The organism is Brucella sp. NBRC 14130, assembly GCF_040371715.1.
Taxonomy (GTDB): domain Bacteria; phylum Pseudomonadota; class Alphaproteobacteria; order Rhizobiales; family Rhizobiaceae; genus Brucella; species Brucella intermedia.
In genome coordinates this window covers 290433-308867 of sequence record NZ_BAABTE010000005.1, presented here as the reverse complement: position 1 = coordinate 308867, position 18435 = coordinate 290433, and the positions used below count along the sequence as shown (strand labels likewise).

Sequence of the window (18435 nt, the reverse complement as noted above, 5' to 3'; positions counted from 1 at the left end):
CTGTGAGCACTTGCGGGACTACTTTTGCGCAAGTGCAAAAGAGGACGAGGGGAGAGTTCAATTGAACATGCAGGTTGAAAAGGAATTGGCACGTGAGCGCACACGACACGGCTGAGCCGACACGGCGTGATTTTTTGTATATTGCGACGGGAATGGCCGGTGTCGTCGGAGTTGCCGGACTGGCCTGGCCGTTTATCGACCAGATGCGTCCGGACGCTTCGACACTCGCGGCTGCGTCCATCGAGGTTGATGTTTCGTCCCTGACGGAAGGAGCATCATTAACTGTTAAATGGCGTGGTAAGCCGGTTTTCATTCGTAACCGCTCCGCCAAGGAAGTCGAGGATGCCAAGACAACCGCTCTTGGTGATCTCAAGGATCCGATCGCGCGTAACGCCAACCTTGCTTCGGACGCGCAGGCGACCGATCTCGCCCGCTCGGCAGGCGAGGGCAAGGAAAACTGGCTGGTGATGATCGGCGTCTGCACCCATCTGGGTTGCGTGCCGCTCGGTGAATCCGGTTCTTTCGGTGGCTGGTTCTGCCCATGCCATGGCTCGACCTATGACACGGCCGGTCGTATCCGCAGCGGTCCGGCGCCGGAAAACATGCACATCCCGCAATATGCGTTCACTTCCGATACGGTCATCAGGATCGGCTAACAGGTCTTGGGGAGAGAAGACATGAGTGGTGGACACTCCACATACACGCCGAAGACCGGCATCGAAAAATGGGTGGACGAACGGCTTCCCTTGCCGCGTCTCGTCTATGATTCTTTCGTGGCCTATCCGACGCCGCGTAACCTGAACTACATGTACACCTTCGGTGGCATTCTGAGCTTCATGCTCATTTCGCAGATCGTTACCGGCATCGTGCTGGCAATGCATTATGCTGCGGATACGGGCATTGCGTTCAATTCCGTCGAAAAGATCATGCGCGACGTCAACTCCGGTTGGCTGCTGCGCTACATGCACTCCAACGGCGCATCCTTCTTCTTCATCGCCGTTTATCTCCATATCGCTCGCGGCCTCTATTACGGTTCCTACAAGGCGCCGCGCGAGCTGTTGTGGATTCTGGGCGTGGTGATCTTCCTTCTCATGATGGCGACCGCCTTCATGGGCTATGTGCTGCCATGGGGCCAGATGTCCTTCTGGGGCGCGACCGTCATCACGGGCTTCTTCACGGCCTTCCCGATCATCGGCGAGCCGATCCAGCAGCTTCTGCTCGGCGGCTTCGCGGTCGACAATCCGACGCTCAACCGCTTCTTCTCGCTGCATTATCTGCTGCCGTTCATGATCGCCGGCGTCGTCATCCTGCACGTCTGGGCGCTGCATGTGACGGGCCAGACCAACCCAACCGGCATTGAAGTCAAGTCCAAGACCGATACGCTGCCGTTCACGCCATATGCGACCATCAAGGACGCTTTCGGCGCGCTCGTCTTCTTCGTGTTCTTCGCCTACTTCATCTTCTACATGCCGAACTTCCTCGGCCATCCGGATAACTACATCCCGGCCGATTCCCTCAAGACGCCTGCCCACATCGTTCCGGAATGGTACTTCCTGCCGTTCTACGCAATGCTGCGCGCCATCACCTTCAATATCGGCCCGATCGATTCGAAGCTCGGCGGCGTTCTGACCATGTTCGGTTCGATCGCAATCCTCTTCGTCGTGCCATGGCTCGATACGTCGAAGGTTCGTTCGGCTGTCTATCGTCCGTGGTTCAAGCTGTTCTTCTGGCTGTTCGTGATCAACGCCATCTTCCTCGGCTGGCTCGGTTCGCGTCCTGCGGAAGGTTCCTACGTCTTCATGGCGCAGCTGGGTACGCTCTACTACTTTGCCTTCTTCATCATCATCATGCCGGTCATCGGCCTGATCGAAACGCCCAAGCGTTTGCCGAACTCGATCACCGAGGCGGTTCTGGAGAAGAGCGGCAAGGCCGAGATTACCCCAGTGGAAATCCCTGTAGAAACTCGGGGCTGAACCAGCGAGAGAGATGAAGGACGTAACAATGAAAAACATCCTCAAGAATTTCGCTGCCTTCGGTATTGTTCCGCTGGTCGCGCTTGGTATCGCCTTCGCCAGTACGGTGGGTGGTGCCTTGGCTGAGGAAGGCGGTAATGCCGCGGAGCCGGAACATTTTCCGATCCACCATCCCAAGCAGGAAAAGTGGAGCTTCGCCGGCCCGTTCGGAACCTATGACAAGGGCCAGCTGCAGCGCGGCCTGAAGGTCTACAAGGAAGTCTGCTCGGCTTGCCATTCGATGAACCTGGTCGCCTTCCGCACGCTGGAAGGCCTCGGTTATTCGCCAGAACAGGTCAAGGCCCTTGCCGCTGAATATGAAGTGCAGGACGGCCCGAACGCGGATGGCGAAATGTTCACCCGCAAGGCGCTTCCGACCGACCACTTCCCGTCGCCATATCCGAACGCGGCTGCGGCTGCGGCGGCAAACAACGGTGCGGCGCCGCCGGACTTCTCGCTGATTGCCAAGGCGCGCGCAGTGGAGCGTGGGTTCCCGCAGTTCATCTTCGATATATTCACGCAATATGCCGAAGGTGGCCCGGATTATATCCATTCCCTGTTGACCGGTTTCGACGAACAGCCGCCGGCAGGCATGCAGATCGCCGAAGGTACGCATTACAATCCGTACTTCATTTCGGCCAAGGCGCTCGCCATGGCGAAGCCGCTCAGCGACGACCAGGTCACCTATGACGACGGTTCGCCGCAGACGGTGGACCAGTATGCACGCGACGTTTCGGCTTTCCTGATGTGGGCTGCCGAGCCGCATCTCGAAGAACGCAAGCGGACCGGCTTCCGGGTCATGGTGTTCCTGATCCTCTTTGCGGGTCTGGTCTATGTCGCCAAGCGTTCGATCTGGTCGGATGTGAAGCACTGACAGGTCAGTCAAGGTTGAAAAATGGGCGCCACGGGCGCCCATTTTTTTGTCCCGGAGCCAGCCGGAATTTGGCCGGGGAAACGAGCACTGGCTGCTTTGCCACAATTAAGCCATGAAAATGTCCGTGCTTCGCCGCAATATTCCTGGCAAAAACAGGCGGTTTCTTTTGCATTTTGCTCGTTTGCGGGTGTAAAGGAGCTTTGCCCCGACTTTGCCTTGATTAGTTTTACCGGCCTGCAGGCCGCCTGAAAGGATGGAAAATGGAATCCGGATTTAAAGCCAGTCTGAAGGATGCGATCCGCACCATTCCGGACTATCCGAAGCCGGGCGTCCAGTTCCGCGACGTGACGACGCTCATGGGCGACGCGCAGGCATTCCGCCGCTCGGTCGACGAACTGGTCTATCCCTATGCAGGCAACAAGGTCGACAAGGTAGCCGGTATCGAGGCGCGAGGCTTCATTCTGGGTGGCGCAATCGCGCACCAGCTTTCCGCCGGTTTCGTGCCGATCCGCAAGAAGGGCAAGCTGCCGCGCGATACGGTGCGCATCGCCTACAGCCTTGAATACGGCATCGACGAAATGGAAATGCATCGCGACGCGATTGAAAAGGGCGAGCGGATCATTCTGGTGGACGACCTGATCGCCACGGGCGGAACCGCGGAAGCGGCGGCGAAGCTCCTGCTTCAGATGGGCGCGGAAATCGTTGCGGCCTGCTTCATCATCGATCTGCCGGATCTGGGTGGCCGCAAGAAGCTCGAAGCGCTCGGCGTGCCGGTGCGCACGCTTGTCGCCTTCGAGGGCGACTGAGTTAATGAAAAAGCCCGGATCGCTCCGGGCTTTGTTGTTTCAGAGGTCTGCTTTTGGTGGCAGCTTCACCATTGCCGCATTGTCGAAGGACAGGACTTCCTCGCCATTCTGGTTATGGGCGTTGGTCGTCATCGTCAGCATCGACCAGCCGGGGCGGGAAGCGAGCGGCCTGATTGTGTGGACCACGCGCTTATAGGTGATCGTATCCCCGGCATAGACCGGCTTCGGCCATTTCAGGTTCTCAAAGCCGGGCGAGGGACCGAATGTCGGCGGTGTTTCGCCGCGCTTCAGGGCGTCCTTCGTTGCCTTCACGATGGAGGCGACGTTGAGCTTCATGAACACTGCCGTCGTGTGCCAGCCGGAAGCGCACAGCCCGCCAAAGACGCTCTTCTTTGCTGCTTCGCTATCGAGATGAAACGGCTGCGGATCGTATTTCCGCGCGAAATCGATGATTTCCTCGGCCGTAAACGTATAGCTGCCGATAATGACGGCCTGTCCGAGATTGTCTTCCAGAAAACTCATGACGCATCTCCCGCAGCCGCATCGTAGTCACGGCGCAACATCATGCATGGATGCTGCATTTCACAGACGCTTTCGCCGCGCTGATTGAACAGTTCATGATGGAACGTCACGAGCCCGATTGCCGGGCGCGACCGGGAAATGCGCTTGTCCTTGATGGTCGTCACGCCGTTCAGCGTATCGCCTGCGAGCACGGGACGCTTCCACCGCGTAAATTCCACGCCGGGACCGCCTTGCGAGGTGGAACCAGTCAGATAGGCATCACAGACCAGCCGCATGATGAGGGAAACGGTGTGCCATCCCGATGCGGCCAGCCCGCCCAGCACGCTGGCCTTGCCCGCTTCCTCGTCCAGATGGAAGGGCTGCGGATCGAACGCGCTGGCAAATTCGATGATTTCTTCCTTGCTGATCGTACGAGGACCGAAGGGAAGGGTCATTCCCGGTTCCATGTCCTCGTAGGCATATTTCGGCAGAGGCTTGCTCACCCTCGATCTCCTCCATACTCATAAAGTGCGATGCACTCACACTGAATCGTACCACGATTTTCCCTCCTCCTGAGGAGGCTCGCGAGCTTGCGAGGGAGCCGTCTCGAAGGAAGAGGGCAGGCACTGTGCGTTTCCCCTCAGCCCTTCGAGAGGCCGTTTTCAACGGCTCCTCAGGGTGAGGGAAAGATAGGCGTCGAGAGTATAGGTGACACCTCCCGGAATCAAAAACTCTCCCACATCACTACACATTATCCAGACGCGAAATCAGTTCACACTTTTGGGAGGCGCGCCTTATAGCAGAGCGGTTCCTGTCCTGACAGAATCGCCGGAACCGCTCTAACTATTTGTTTTATCGCATTATCCAACGCATCGAAGCGGGATAAGAAATCAGTCCGGTGAACTGATTTCCCCGCGTAGACGTTTCACACTTTTGCTGGAAATGCTCTAAATCTCGTTGAGCCTGACTCATCGAGACCTGGTTGAGCCCATGCGGTGATTGAGGATTTTCGGGGCGTGATGCGCTAGCATTCAGCGCCCTGCTATCAGGTATTGAAGCGGAACAGCATCACATCGCCGTCATGGACGATGTATTCCTTGCCTTCGTCCCTCGCTTTTCCAGCTTCCTTCGCGCCGACTTCGCCGTTGTATTTGACGTAGTCTTCATAGGCGATGGTCTGGGCGCGGATGAAGCCGCGCTCGAAATCGGTGTGGATGACACCGGCGGCGGCGGGGGCCTTCGTGCCGCGCTTGATGGTCCAGGCGCGGGTTTCCTTGGGGCCAGCGGTGAAATAGGTGATGAGGTCGAGCAGCTTGTAGCCGGCGCGGATCAGGCGGTCGAGGCCCGGCTCCTCAAGGTCCATGCTTTCCAGATATTCCCTGGCTTCCTCATCGGGAAGCTGCGCGACTTCCGCCTCGATCGCAGCCGAAATGATGACCGTCTGGGCACCCTGTTCCTCGGCCATCTTGCCAACGGCGGCGCTGTATTCGTTGCCCTTCGCAGCATCGCCTTCCGCGACGTTGCAGACATAGAGCACAGGCTTCGAGGTCAGAAGGTTCAGGCCCTTCAGCGTCAGCAGGTCCTCGGGAGAAATGTCCTTCAGCATCAGGCGAACAGGCTGGCCGTTCTGAAGCAGTTCAAGCGCGGCTTCCATCACCGGCAGGACGGTGAGCGCTTCCTTGTCCTTGCCGGTCGCGCGCTTGCGGATCTGCACGATGCGGCGCTCGATGCTTTCGAGGTCCGACAGCATCAGCTCCGTTTCCACCGTCTGGGCATCCGATACGGGATCGATGCGGCCTTCAACGTGGGTAATGTCGTCATCCTCAAAGCAGCGCAGCACATGCACGATGGCATCGACTTCGCGAATATTGGCGAGGAACTGGTTGCCGAGGCCTTCGCCCTTCGAGGCGCCGCGCACGAGGCCCGCAATATCCACGAAGTTGATGCGGGTCGGGATGATTTCCTTCGAACCGGCGATCCTGGCGATTTCGTTCTGGCGCGGGTCCGGAACGGCCACTTCGCCGGTATTCGGCTCGATGGTGCAGAATGGATAGTTCGCGGCCTGTGCGGCGGCCGTTTTGGTCAGCGCGTTGAAAAGCGTCGACTTGCCAACGTTTGGCAGGCCAACGATGCCGCATTTGAAACCCATGATCGTACCTATCAGACTAGAATTTTCTTGGTGTGGCTATGCGTCATAGGACGGCACAGCGTCAATCCTTTTTCCCGAAAAGCCGCTTGAGCATGTCGGCCATCGGGCCGCTTTCGGGAATATTCGGCTTTTTCTGGTTTGGCCGGGCCTGGCGGATATGGCTCTGCACCTTTGCCTTTGCTTCGGGCGGGGCTTTTTCAAGCTGCGCGGGGTCGGCCTTGAAACCGTTGGGACGCTGATTGCCGTCGCCCATGGCGAGCGCAACGCGGTTCATGAAACTGTTGTCCTCGCCGCGGGCGAGCATGGCGACATTATCGGCGACAGCGCCCAGAAGCGTATCCAGCCATTCATTGTCGGCCTTGGCGAAATCGCCGAGAACATAGTTATGCACGAGTTCCTTCGCGCCGGGATGGCCGATGCCAAGCCGCATGCGGCGATAATTCTGGCCGCCGGGGAAGGATTGCATATGGGCGTCGATGGACTTGATGCCGTTATGGCCACCGGAGCCGCCGCCGGTCTTGATGCGCAGCTTGCCGGGATTGAGATCGAGTTCGTCATAGATCACGACGAGATCGGCAGGCGTCAGCTTGTAGAAGCGCATGGCCTCGCCGACAGACTGGCCGGAAAGGTTCATGAAGGTCTGCGGCTTGATGAGCAGCACCTTTTCGCCATCGATCACGCCATCGGCGATCTCGGCCTGAAACTTCTTCTGCCAGTTGGAAAAGCGATGGCGGCGGAATATTTCATCCGCCGCCATGAAACCGATATTGTGCCGGTTATGCGCATATTTGGGGCCCGGATTGCCAAGACCTGCAATGAGCAGCATGGTTTGAGCCCCTAAATAATTACTCGGCGTCCTTGGCTTCTTCCGCAGCGCCTTCCGAGGCAGCTTCTTCCGACTTCAGGCCGGCAGGAGCAGCGATCGTGGCGATGGTGAAGTCGCGATCCTGGATAGCAGGCTTCACGCCCTTCGGCAGCTTGATTGCCGAAATGTGGACGGAGTCGCCGATTTCGAGGCCGGTCAGGTCGACATCGAGTGCTTCCGGAATTGCATTGGCCGGAACGATCAGTTCAACGTCGTGACGAACGATGTTGAGAACGCCGCCGCGCTTGATGCCCGGAGCTGCTTCTTCGTTCTTGAAGTGGACCGGAACATTCACATGGACGACCGACTTCGCGGAAACGCGCAGGAAGTCGACATGCTGCGGGAAGTCACGGACCGGATCCAGCTGGTAGTCCTTCGGGAGGACCTGAATCTTCTTGCCGTCCACTTCGATCGTGGCAACAGTGGTCTTAAAGCCACCGCCATGAATCTTGTAGAAGATCTCCTTGTAGGAGACGGCGATTGCGAGGGGTTCCTGCTTGTCGCCATAGATGACTGCAGGAATCTGGCCGTTGCGACGCAGTTCGCGGGAGGACCCCTTACCAACCCGGGTACGCAGATCGGCCTTGAGCACGTAAGTCTCGCTCATGGCATTTCCTTTCGATGTTACTGGAGTGTCGCCCGCTGTATAATCTGCGCATGATCTTCTCCGAAAACCGGTTTCCACTTTTCGGGACCATGCTTCAACAAACGACATGAAACAGCCCGTATCGTCTGTCACAAGGTGAAAGACCGGACCGCTCCATTCCGCGTTGCCTCCAAGGGTGTCTACGCGGATGGCGGTGCTATAGAGCATAGCGCGCGGCGGTGCAAGTTTTTTGGGTTTGCCTCCCACGGAGGCTGACGGGCGATAGTTGAAAAAGTGATCCCGATGGCCTATATCCGGATCGGTAGCTGAAGCGCGAACTCCAGCTACCGTGTTCTTAGATAAAGAATTGTACCCGCACTGTAGCTCGCCAGCTGGTGCGGGTTTTCTTTATTCTAAGCGTGAATCTAATGGGTATTAACCACATTCAATTCACCTCCGAATAGAGGGCAAAGCCTTTGCATAGGTCGGAGCGACCGGGAGCCCGTTCCAAAAGTCGCCCTGTGCGGCTGCAAATGGCAATTTGTCTGCGTTCCGGTACTCACGTACCATTAAGTACGTTCCGTTCCGGTACTCGAAACTCACCATTTTCGCGCGCACATGCCGCTTTTTGAATCAGGCTCCCATCCTCCCCGACGCGCCCGCTGGATAGTGTGGTGGATTTGAAGTTCCTATAATTTGCATGGCATCAGCGTTCAGGAACTTCAAATCCGTAAACCACACTAGATTCTATATGTTACTAGTGTGGCTTTGAATCCGAAATTCGTACACAGCTTGCTATCGCGTGAGACCAATTTCGGATTCGCCACACTAGACGCTTGCTGCTTTTGCCCCTTGACAGGATTGCTATCAAAACTTCAGGTTGAAATCTACTGCCCGGCACCTGTGGGCATTTGTCTTAACGGGTGGCAATGACAGCCGCAAAAGTGTTAAGCGGGTGCCTGATCGACTGGCCGGTTTTCTGCGCGAGTCGTCTGTTCCTGCAATGTTGAAACAAGGAGGCGAGATGCAGGTCGGTATCGACATGGGTTCTGTTGCTGGAAGCGGTTCTGCCTCGGCAGCGGCGCTTGGCGGCAGCAAGCAGGCCATGCTTGATCTTGAGGAGCTTCTCGCCACGCGCCTGCTCGTGCAGGGCAATTCCGGCTCGGGCAAGTCGCATCTTCTGCGCCGCCTGCTGGAACAGAGCGCGCAATGGGTGCAGCAGTGCATCGTCGATCCCGAAGGGGATTTCGTCACGCTCGCCGATCTCTACGGCCATGTCGTCGTTGATGCCGCCCGCACCGAAGCCGAACTGACCCGCATTGCCGGACGCATCCGCCAGCATCGTGTTTCCGTCGTGCTCAATCTGGAAGGCCTGGACGTCGAGCAGCAGATGCGCTCGGCTGCGGCTTTTCTTGGCGGACTTTTCGATGCCGAACGCGATTATTGGTATCCGATGCTGGTCGTTGTGGACGAAGCGCAGCTTTTTGCGCCTGCCGCCGCCGGTGAAGTGTCGGATGAAGCGCGCAAGCTTTCGCTGGGCGCGATGACCAACCTCATGTGCCGTGGTCGAAAACGCGGTCTTGCCGGGGTTATTGCGACGCAGCGACTGGCGAAGCTCGCCAAGAACGTCGCCGCCGAGGCCTCGAATTTTTTGATGGGGCGCACTTTTCTCGATATCGACATGGCGCGGGCCGCCGACCTTCTCGGCATGGAACGCAAACAAGCTGAAATGTTCCGCGATTTGCAGCGCGGGCATTTTGTGGCGCTTGGGCCCGCCTTGTCGCGCCGTCCATTGCCGATCAAAATCGGCAAGGTGGAAACATCGGCACGGTCTTCTTCGCCGAAACTGATGCCGCTTCCCGATGCGCCCGAAGATGCGCTTGATCTTATCTTCACGCCTGCGCCGCAGGAAATCCGCACCGCTGTGCGCAGGGCTCCGCCACCGCCACCGCCGCCATCGACGGCGGAAATCCTGGCTCAGGTGGCAAAACCCAAACCGGAAGCCGAACCGGTCGAAGCGCCGCTTTTCCCCGGCATCGTGGAAGCCGAACGCGAAGAGCTTCTGGAAAAGGTGATGCGCGAGATCGTGGACGATCCGGAGGCCTCGTTCCGCTCGGTTGCCGTTCTCTATCAGGACTTTCTGGTGCGTTGCCGCATTCACCGCGTTCCGGGCGAACCGCTGGCCCTGCCTGCCTTCCGGCGCAGGCTCGCCGTGGCGCAAGCCAGCATTGAAAGCGATGTCGCCAATGGCGAGACATGGCAGCAGGCGCTTATCCTTTCGGAAAGCCTCACCGACGATGTGCAGGGCGTGTTCCTGATCGTGGCGCAGGCAGCGGTGACGGGTGCGCCTTGCCCGTCCGACGCGGCGCTGGCGCGGGCCTATGGCACGCATTCGTTCAGTCGTGCGCGGCGTCTCCTGACCTATTTCGAAGAGCGCGGGCTTCTGGTCGTGCGCAACGACTTCAAGGGAATGCGCATCGTCAATTTCCCCGATCTTGCCTGTGAGACCGCGCCGGGCGATCCGAATGCGCCGGATGATCTGGCCGAAGAAGGTGCCGCAGCCGAGTAAGCCTGTGAAAACCGTCATGAACCTGTAATGATTGTCAGCAAGAGCTTGGTCGGATCATTCAGGATGACAGCGTGACACAGCCAATAAAGCAGCCGGATTTCAAAGAACTTTTCGCGACATTCGGCAAGATCGGGCTTTTGTCCTTCGGCGGGCCGGCAGCGCAGATCGCCATGTTGCAGCGCGTTCTCGTGGATGAGAAGAAATGGATGGATCAGGAGCGGCTGATCCATGCGCTCAATTTCTGTATGTTGCTGCCCGGGCCGGAAGCCATGCAGCTTGCGACCTATTCCGGCTGGGCTGTGAAAGGCTGGCGCGGCGGCTTGCTGGCCGGGCTTTTGTTCGTGCTGCCCGGCGCTGTCGTCATGCTGGCATTGTCGGCGCTTTATGTCGCCTTCGGGCATGTCGATGTTGTGGCGGGATTGCTGTTCGGCCTCAAGGCTGCGGTGCTGGCCGTGGTCTTTGAGGCGCTCTATCGGATGGCCAGACGGACATTGGCGTCGGGTTTTTCCTATTGCGTGGCGGTCGCGGCATTCATTGCGATAGCGCTTTTGAAACTGCCGTTTCCGCTCGTCGTGCTGCTGGCGGCTGTCGCCGGTGGCCTGCGCCATGCCATTCAGGGAAATAGTGCAGCAACAGTTCTGGGGCAGGCGACACCCGGTGCGCTGCGGGAATTCACGCAGCAGACACTGATCTGGGGCGGGCTGTGGCTTTTGCCTCTGATCGGGCTCTTCCTCGCCTTTGGCGGGGGGCATGTCTTCGTGCAGGAAGCTGCCTTTTTCTCGAAGCTTGCGGCGGTAACGTTCGGCGGCGCTTATGCGGCCCTTTCCTATACGGCGCAGCAGGCGGTCGAGCATTTCGGCTGGATGAAGCCCGGCGAGATGCTGACCGGGCTTGGTCTTGCCGAAACCACGCCGGGACCGCTGATCCTCGTGCTGGTATTCGTCGGCTTCGTGGGGGCGGCGAACCTTTCGGGCCTGTCGCCGCTGCTCGGCGGCTTTTTCGGCGGATTGATCGCGCTGTGGTTTACCTTCGTGCCCTGCTTTCTATGGATACTGGCAGGCGCGCCATTCGTGGAGCGGCTGCGTCAGGTGCGCTGGCTGTCGGCGATGCTGGGCGGCATTACGGCTGCGGTCGTGGGTGTGATTGCCAATCTGGCGCTGTGGTTCTCGCTGCATGTCCTGTTTTCACAGGTCGTGGAGAAGGCTGTCGGTCCCTTCACGCTGCCGCTTCCGGTCTGGAGCACAATAGACAATGCCGCCGTCCTGATCGCAGGCGCGGCGGCATTGTTGCTTGTCGTCTTCAGGATGAACATGCCGCTCGTGCTGTTGCTGGCGGCATGTTTCGGGATCGCCCTCAGGCTGTTGTTTTAGTCGAACAGGCTCGAAACCGACTCTTCCGCTGCCGTGCGGGCAATGGCTTCGCCGATGAGGTCCGAGATCGACAGCACGCGGATGTTCGGCGCGTCGTTGATGGCGGTGGTCGGCTGGATGGAATCGGTGATGACCAGTTCCTTCAGCTTGGACGAGGCGATACGCGCAACCGCGCCGCCGGACAGAACGCCGTGCGTGATATAGGCGGTGACGCTGTTGGCGCCCTTGTTGAGGAGGGCTTCGGCTGCATTGCAGAGCGTGCCGCCGGAATCGACGATATCGTCGAACAGCAGGCAGTCCTTGCCGGAAACATCGCCGATGACGTTCATGACTTCCGACTCACCCGGGCGCTCACGACGCTTGTCGACGATGGCGAGCTGCGCGTCGATGCGCTTTGCGAGCGAACGGGCGCGCACCACGCCGCCGACGTCCGGCGATACGACCATGCAGTTGCCGGTGGCATAATGGGCCTTCACATCGCGGGCGATGACCGGAACGGCGTAGAGGTTGTCGGTCGGGATATCGAAGAAGCCCTGGATCTGACCGGCGTGAAGGTCAAGCGTCAGGACGCGGTTGGCGCCGGCTTCGGTGATGAGGTTGGCGACGAGCTTGGCCGAGATCGGCGTACGCGGGCCGGGCTTGCGGTCCTGGCGGGCATAGCCGAAATAGGGCAGGACTGCGGTGATGCGACGGGCCGAGGAACGGCGGAAGGCATCGATCATGATGAGCAGTTCCATCAGGTGATCGTTTGCCGGGTAGGAGGTCGATTGCAGAACGAATACGTCTTCGCCGCGCACGTTTTCCTGAATCTCTACGAAGATTTCCTGATCGGCGAAGCGACGAACGCTGGCCTTACCGAGCGGAATGTTGAGATATTGAGCAACGGATTCGGCAAGAACCCGGTTGGAGTTGCCTGCGAAAAGTTTCATTCTTTTGCCTCTGACGCCGATGCGGTCGCGGTTTGCAGTCTGGTTGTCGCAAAAGTCCGCCGTAACGGACAATCTCAAAAATTTTAAAGCTGCGTACTTATCTGACGGGATCAAGTACAGCAGCTTGCAAGGTTCTTTCGGATGCGGGGGCTATTGCAAAGAGTCACAGTTATTGCAAGGCCCGAAGGGACACAATTGCTGCAAAAAGGCCGGTATTGCGGCTTTCCCACAGTATGACAGACGGATTCAGCAAAAGATTTCAGTCTTTTGCTGCCGAAGCAAGTTTCTATGCGCGATTTGCCGCAAGCCAGGTCGAATATTCCTGCATGGTGCGGTCGGCGATTGCCTGCATTGCGGAAGCCGGAACGACGCTCCATGAGTCTGCCGCAGCGCCCGGAACTTTCTCCTGACCCTGTATGCGGTGAAGGCGGTTGCCGGACGCATCGAGAACGTCCCAGACGTAGAGAACCGTGGTCTGGTTATCTTCCGAAAGAACGGAGAAATATCCCTTCATCACATAGGCCGCGCCCGTATCATTATTGCCCGCAAGTTCGATGCCCTTTGCCTTGGCGTCATCGTTGATGCGATGGGTCAGCGGCGTCACCACATTGACCGGCGCGCCGACGATGGGGGCGATATGCAGCTTGCCCGGCTTGAGGCCTGCACTGCGCTGCGGCGCCGCTGGCGCGGTGGTTGCGGGCGGGGTGCCGGTTGCGGTTGTTCCGGCGGGTTGCGCGGCGCCGGTCGCCGGGGTGCCGGGCGTCGTGGCCGGTGCAACGGTTTGGCCCGAACTCTGGCCAGAGGCTTGACCCGGGCCCTGATTGCTGCCTTGCACGTTCAGCGCGGATTCAGTGCTGTTGCAGGCAGCGAGGACGCTTGTCAGCATCCCGGCCAGAAACAGCATCGTTGAAAGATGTGCCTTGTTCATGTTCGGCTTCATGCTCCTGAAGGCGCAGGTTCTCTGCGATAGGGCATTTCAGTTCATTCCGTCGACTTTTCCCGACGTGCCGTTTTATCGCCGATTGCGCCTCATTTGACAATCATATCAAGAGAATGGCGGGATAATGGCTGAGCAGCCCCATTTGTTGTGAGATATGTCTGTCCCAGCGTCATGGCGGTCTGCGTATCGGAATCCATGATGATCATATGCGCGAAAAGCGTCATGTCCGGCTGGATGCTTTCCGGATTTCCGGCATAGAACATCTGCGGGTCCATCCATGACGGCGTGAAGCGCGCGCCCACCGAATAACCGCAGGCATTGAGGCGGTGGCGGGTGAGGCCATGCGCCTCCATGGTCCGCGCATGGGCATCGAACACGTCGCCAAATGTCGAGGCGGGCGTCATCGCCGCTTCCACGGCTTCCAGCGCCTCGCGCGCGGCGGCGTAAAGCTCCTGATGATGCGTTGTCGGCTTGCCGACGATCAGCGTGCGCATCATCGGCGCATGGTAATGCCGGAAGACGCCCGACCATTCGAGCGTGAGCTGGTCGTTCTTGTTCAGCTTGCGCCGGCCGGATTTGTAGCGGCAGAGCAGGGCGTCGTCGCCCGAGCCGATGATATATTCGTTCGCCGGATAATCGCCGTCGCCCGCGAAATTGGCGCTCATCATCGCAGCCAGAATATCGGCTTCGCTCGCGCCGCCTTTGGTCAGCTTGATCGCCGCATCAAGCGCATCGTCGCTGAGTTCCGCGGCGCGCTTGGCATAGGCGATTTCGGCAGGGCTCTTCAGCAGGCGCAGGCGATCCACCATGCCGGACGCATCGTAAAGCTTGGCAAAGCTCTGCAACTGTTCGTCCAGCTTGCGGGCATTTGCGCCGGTGAGGCCGTGCGTCTGGTATTCGATGCCGATCCGCGTGCCGAGAAGGTCGAGTTCCGTCAGGACATTGCGCAGGTCCGAAGCCGGATTGGCATTGTCGCGGTCGGTCCAGACCACGATATTCTCGATATTCGACGTATGACGCGCCTGCCGGAGATCGGCGGAGCGGGTCATCAGCACCATGGACCCGTCGGCTTTCACGACGAGGCACTGGAAGAAGCAGAAGCCGAACGTGTCATAGCCGGTCAGCCAGTACATGCTCTCCTGTGCGAACAGCAGAAGGGCATCCAGCTTCTCCTCCTCCATCTTCAAGGTCAGACGGTCGCGACGTGCGGCGAATTCTTCCGGCTCGAAGTGAAGGGCCATGCGGTTCTCCTAATCTTCCTGGGTGGCGGTGTCTTCTATGATGGCAATGGCTGCGATCTGACGCCCGTAATCGGGTTCATTGCGATGGGTGGTGCGCCGGTAGGAATAGAACTGCTCCTCGTCGGCATAGGTGCACTGGCGCAGCGATTCCGCCTGCACACCTGCCTTCGTCAGGCGGTCGGTGATGAACGTCCACAGGTCGAACAGCTTGTGGTCCGCCTTGTCGGATGGGCGGAAATAGGCGGTATAGGCCGGGTCCCTGCCGATGAATTCGGCATAGAATTCCGGTCCTACCTCATAATTGTCGGGGCCGATGGTGGGGCCGAGAACAGCCACGATATTCTCGCGCTTCGCGCCGAGCCCGATCATGGCTTCGATGGTGTTTTCCAGCACGCCGCCGAAAGCGCCGCGCCATCCCGCATGAGCAGAGCCGATGATTCCCGCTTCGTGATCGGCAAACAGCACTGGCCCGCAATCGGCGGAAAGCGCACCGATAGCGATGCCGGGAACATTGGTCACCATGGCGTCGGCCTTCGGGCGCGGGCTGCCGAATGGTTCGGTGACGTGGAGGACATCGGGCGAATGAACCTGATGCACGGTCATGAGATGATCGGGCGCAACGCCGAGGCTTTCGGCTACGCGGCGGCGATTCTCCGCGACCTTTTCCGGTACATCGTTCGATCCGCTTCCGACGTTGAGGCCCGTATAGATGCCATCGGAAACGCCGCCCTTGCGGGTGAAGAAGCCGTGCGCAATCCGCTTCCCGTTCTGTCCGACGGGCTTTTCAAGGAGAGGCGAACGGAGCGGTTGCGGCATGTCGGTCATGGCATTCTTTCGTTAAACGGCGGGATGGTGGGGGAGGTCGGTTGGCTTGTCAATCGAAGCTTTCACTAACATGGGACTGCAAAAGGAATGAGCTTTGTGTCGGAATCGCTGATGGCCAGCACCTTGAACAAGGTTCCCATCTGGTCGGGCGCGGCCAGTCTTTCGACATCCTGCCGGATTTTTTCCTGAAATGCCGCATCCTTGCCCGCGCCCAGCCGTCCGGCGCGATCAATCAGGCCCATTGCGAGCAGAAACTCGCCCTGCGTCATCGTTCCGGTCCTGCAATTGCTGGCGCGTGCCGCCTTCTCCAGCATGTCGAAATCGACATGGCTGGTAAGATCGGCTTCCCCCGGATGGGCGAACACATCGTCAAAACTGTGTTTCAGCATGGCTTGCAGCGTATCGCCGAAACCGGATTCCAGATGGCCGTAATCGATGTTGAGCGCCGCGCCGCGCGTTGTGGCAATACGGCTGGCGATTTCCTGCATCAGGGCCGTGCGCGCCGGGGCCGCTTCGAAGATGGCACCTTCCTCCGCCGTGGCGTGATCTTGCGGAAGGAGAGCCGGATCTATGCCGCCCAGACCGCTGACGAAGTGAAATTCGTCCTTGTCGTCGAGCGAAATCATCCGTTCGACAAAGCGGCCACCCACCTTGACGAACTGGCGGAAAGGAATGGCGTCGAAGAGTTCGTTGGTGACGAGGATCAGGGGCCCGTCAGCTATGTCGGAAAAGCGCTCGAACCAGTCGATTTTTACGCCTGCACCGGCCAGCTTTTCCTTTTGCCTTTCGACAAGGCGCGGGCTGGTTTCGACCATGGCGATGCGGGCAGCGCCAAGCATTTGCGGGGCAAGCCTGCCGATGGTGCGCAGCATGTCGCTCATCAGCGTGCCGCGACCGGGGCCGATCTCGCACAGCACCACATTGTCCGGGCGTCCCAGCGCATCCCATTCGCTGACGCACCAGATGCCGATCAGCTCGCCGAACATCTGGCTCACTTCCGGCGCGGTGATGAAATCGCCGTCACGTCCGAAAGGTTCTCGCGTGGTATAATAGCCAGCCTCGCGGTCGCCGAGGCAGGCGGCCATGTAATCGGCGACGCTGATCGGCCCGGAGGCGGCAATCAGGCGTTTCAGCCGGTCTTTCAGCAATGACTCAGGCATCTTTGGCTGCTGCGCGGTTGGCGCGCCACATGGCCCACAGGCCAATCAGCACCATTGGCACCGAAAGCACCATGCCCATGGTGAGCCAGCCGCCGAGGAGATAGCCAAGCTGGGCGTCCGGCTCGCGGAAGAATTCCACCACGATGCGGCTGAGGCCGTAGCCGGTGACGAATGCGCCTGCGATGAAGCCGGGTTTCTTCAGCTTGCGTCCGACCCAGACGAGCAGGAACAGCACGAAGAAGAGCACGAGACCCTCGAGCAAGGCTTCGTAAAGCTGGCTTGGATGGCGCGGCAACGGGCCGCCATTGGGGAAATAGACCGCCCATGGCACATCGCTGACCCGGCCCCAGAGTTCCGAATTGATGAAATTGGCGACGCGCACGACGCCGAGGCCGACCGGCACGCCGGCGGCAATCGTGTCGAACATGCTCCACACCCTGATGCCGCGTGAGCGGGCAAACAGGATCATGGCGAGCGTCGTGCCCAGAATGCCGCCGTGGAACGACATGCCGCCATCCCAGACCGCCGGAATGGCGAGCGGGTTGGAGATGTAGAAGGAGAAATTATAGAAGAGCACATAGCCGATGCGCCCGCCAAGCACGACGCCGAGCGCGGCCCAGATGACGAAGTCGTCGAGCGCTTCCGGGGCCATGGGCGGCTGGTTGTTCGCCCACAGGCGGTGGCTTCGCAGGAGCTTCTTGCCATACCACCAGGCGAACATGATGCCGACCACATAGCCGAGGCCGTACCAGTGCACTGCCAGCGGCCCGATCCGGAAAATCACCGGATCGATATTGGGGAAGGCGAGCGCCGATACGGGCAGCAACGTCTCAATCATGAAATCACTCCGTTTTGTGAGGGAACATGCTGGACCAGCCCTTGCCGGTCAAGCCGTTCCCGCCGTGCTGCAAATCGCGTTTTGCGGTGCCTGCGGTGCTCATCTACCCTTAAGGCAGCCTTAAGTACATTCGCCTCGGGTTTCCCGATCCCGCAGGAGCCCCTGATTTTGCTTTCGTTGCGCCGAAGCCGATCACTTTCCATAGCCGAGCTTGCATCGGACCCGAGACGGCCCTATTTCAAATTTATGTTTTCAACAGGTCTCTCCTGGAAATAAGGAATGATTGCCATGACCAGCGGACAGAACCGGGTTCTCGATGAACTCGCCAAGCTTGTGACGGATGCGGCAGGCGCTGCGCAGGGCGTGCGCCGCGAAGTGGAAACGGCGTTGCGTTCACAGGGCGAACGGGTGCTCAACACGCTCGACGTGGTGCAGCGCGAAGACTTCGAAGCCGTTCGTGAAATGGCGATCAAGGCGCGCGCCGAAAACAGCGCCCTGCTGGCAAGAATCGAAGCTCTCGAAGCGCGTCTTGCGAAATTCGAAGTCGATTCCGATGCCAAATCGGCAAAATCGGCTTCAACTTCGGCTAAATCCAAAAATAATCCCTGAATATTTATTAACAGGCCGCAAGTGGCAAAAACCCTTGTCTTAGAGTCGGTTAAGGCAAGGGGTGCGGCCCGCCCTTCATATATTTCCACATGCTTTCATGTCTCTTTTTTGAAAAGGGGCTGGCGTTCAGATTCAGCATCAATAGACTGAAAACACTACAT

19 protein-coding genes are annotated in these 18435 nt (G+C 59.0%); 8 read left to right on the top strand and 11 right to left on the bottom strand.

Translation table 11 applies throughout. The annotated features are described in order from the left end of the window. The first annotated feature begins 92 nt into the window (after window positions 1-92). Genes petA through ABWW28_RS12565 form a run of 5 tightly spaced genes read left to right on the top strand, consistent with a single transcriptional unit; the run spans window position 93 to window position 3692 of the window. Window positions 93-656 carry a ubiquinol-cytochrome c reductase iron-sulfur subunit gene (gene petA / locus ABWW28_RS12585; protein WP_022569054.1) on the top strand — a complete coding sequence of 188 codons (564 nt, stop codon included), beginning with the start codon at window positions 93-95 and terminating at the stop codon, window positions 654-656. 21 nt (window positions 657-677) lie between these two features. Then, window positions 678-1973, top strand: coding sequence for a cytochrome b (locus tag ABWW28_RS12580; protein WP_006472729.1), 1296 nt, complete (start codon window positions 678-680; stop codon window positions 1971-1973). A 28-nt stretch (window positions 1974-2001) separates the two neighbouring features. Next, window positions 2002-2886 carry a cytochrome c1 gene (locus ABWW28_RS12575; protein WP_021586971.1) on the top strand — a complete coding sequence of 295 codons (885 nt, stop codon included), beginning with the start codon at window positions 2002-2004 and terminating at the stop codon, window positions 2884-2886. Between the two features lie 21 nt (window positions 2887-2907). Continuing rightward, a complete protein-coding gene (locus ABWW28_RS12570) occupies window positions 2908-3135 on the top strand; it encodes a hypothetical protein (RefSeq protein ID WP_128005735.1) in 228 nt (75 codons plus the stop codon). 11 nt (window positions 3136-3146) lie between these two features. Next, complete coding sequence (locus ABWW28_RS12565) at window positions 3147-3692, top strand: adenine phosphoribosyltransferase (RefSeq protein WP_010659612.1); 546 nt, start codon at window positions 3147-3149, stop codon at window positions 3690-3692. 39 nt (window positions 3693-3731) lie between these two features. Here ABWW28_RS12565 and ABWW28_RS12560 read toward each other — a convergent pair whose 3' ends face one another. The 5 genes from ABWW28_RS12560 to ABWW28_RS12540 all read right to left on the bottom strand — a co-directional run bounded on the left by ABWW28_RS12560 (window position 3732) and on the right by ABWW28_RS12540 (window position 7814). After that, a complete protein-coding gene (locus ABWW28_RS12560) occupies window positions 3732-4214 on the bottom strand; it encodes a MaoC family dehydratase (protein WP_021586970.1) in 483 nt (160 codons plus the stop codon). Continuing rightward, window positions 4211-4696, bottom strand: a complete 486-nt coding sequence (locus ABWW28_RS12555) for a MaoC family dehydratase (protein ID WP_176588191.1) — start codon at window positions 4694-4696, stop codon at window positions 4211-4213. The genes ABWW28_RS12560 and ABWW28_RS12555 overlap by 4 nt, the downstream gene beginning before the upstream one ends. A gap of 542 nt (window positions 4697-5238) precedes the next feature. Continuing rightward, complete coding sequence (gene ychF / locus ABWW28_RS12550) at window positions 5239-6342, bottom strand: redox-regulated ATPase YchF (protein ID WP_021586969.1); 1104 nt, start codon at window positions 6340-6342, stop codon at window positions 5239-5241. A gap of 61 nt (window positions 6343-6403) precedes the next feature. Then, entirely contained in the window at window positions 6404-7168 is a 765-nt protein-coding gene (gene pth / locus ABWW28_RS12545) for an aminoacyl-tRNA hydrolase (RefSeq protein ID WP_021586968.1), read from the bottom strand. A 19-nt stretch (window positions 7169-7187) separates the two neighbouring features. After that, entirely contained in the window at window positions 7188-7814 is a 627-nt protein-coding gene (locus ABWW28_RS12540) for a 50S ribosomal protein L25/general stress protein Ctc (protein WP_176588190.1), read from the bottom strand. A gap of 1003 nt (window positions 7815-8817) precedes the next feature. Between ABWW28_RS12540 and ABWW28_RS12535 the strand changes: the two genes are divergently transcribed. Next, window positions 8818-10362, top strand: coding sequence for an ATP-binding protein (locus ABWW28_RS12535; protein WP_021586967.1), 1545 nt, complete (start codon window positions 8818-8820; stop codon window positions 10360-10362). 71 nt (window positions 10363-10433) lie between these two features. Further along, a complete protein-coding gene (gene chrA, locus ABWW28_RS12530) occupies window positions 10434-11732 on the top strand; it encodes a chromate efflux transporter (protein ID WP_021586966.1) in 1299 nt (432 codons plus the stop codon). On the opposite strand, the gene ABWW28_RS12525 is transcribed toward chrA, so the two are convergent. From ABWW28_RS12525 to lgt, 6 genes are all read right to left on the bottom strand, one after another. Then, window positions 11729-12661, bottom strand: coding sequence for a ribose-phosphate pyrophosphokinase (locus ABWW28_RS12525; protein WP_021586965.1), 933 nt, complete (start codon window positions 12659-12661; stop codon window positions 11729-11731). The genes chrA and ABWW28_RS12525 overlap by 4 nt on opposite strands. A 286-nt stretch (window positions 12662-12947) precedes the next feature. Further along, window positions 12948-13601 (bottom strand): hypothetical protein, encoded by a 654-nt coding sequence (locus tag ABWW28_RS12520; protein ID WP_036592919.1) that lies wholly within the window; start codon window positions 13599-13601, stop codon window positions 12948-12950. Between the two features lie 89 nt (window positions 13602-13690). After that, a complete protein-coding gene (locus ABWW28_RS12515) occupies window positions 13691-14842 on the bottom strand; it encodes a M24 family metallopeptidase (protein WP_021586962.1) in 1152 nt (383 codons plus the stop codon). A gap of 9 nt (window positions 14843-14851) precedes the next feature. Continuing rightward, complete coding sequence (pgeF, locus tag ABWW28_RS12510; protein WP_021586961.1) at window positions 14852-15667, bottom strand: peptidoglycan editing factor PgeF; 816 nt, start codon at window positions 15665-15667, stop codon at window positions 14852-14854. A 65-nt stretch (window positions 15668-15732) separates the two neighbouring features. Continuing rightward, window positions 15733-16827, bottom strand: coding sequence for a class I SAM-dependent methyltransferase (locus ABWW28_RS12505; protein WP_021586960.1), 1095 nt, complete (start codon window positions 16825-16827; stop codon window positions 15733-15735). Next, the gene (gene lgt / locus ABWW28_RS12500) at window positions 16820-17665 is read right to left on the bottom strand and encodes a prolipoprotein diacylglyceryl transferase (RefSeq protein WP_021586959.1); all 846 of its coding nucleotides are present in this window, start codon (window positions 17663-17665) and stop codon (window positions 16820-16822) included. Before lgt ends, ABWW28_RS12505 begins: the two co-directional genes overlap by 8 nt. A gap of 288 nt (window positions 17666-17953) precedes the next feature. On the opposite strand from lgt, the gene ABWW28_RS12495 reads away from it, so the two are divergent. Beyond that, on the top strand, window positions 17954-18274 hold the full coding sequence (locus ABWW28_RS12495; RefSeq protein ID WP_006471915.1) for an accessory factor UbiK family protein: 321 nt from the start codon (window positions 17954-17956) through the stop codon (window positions 18272-18274). Window positions 18275-18435: the final 161 nt, after the last annotated feature.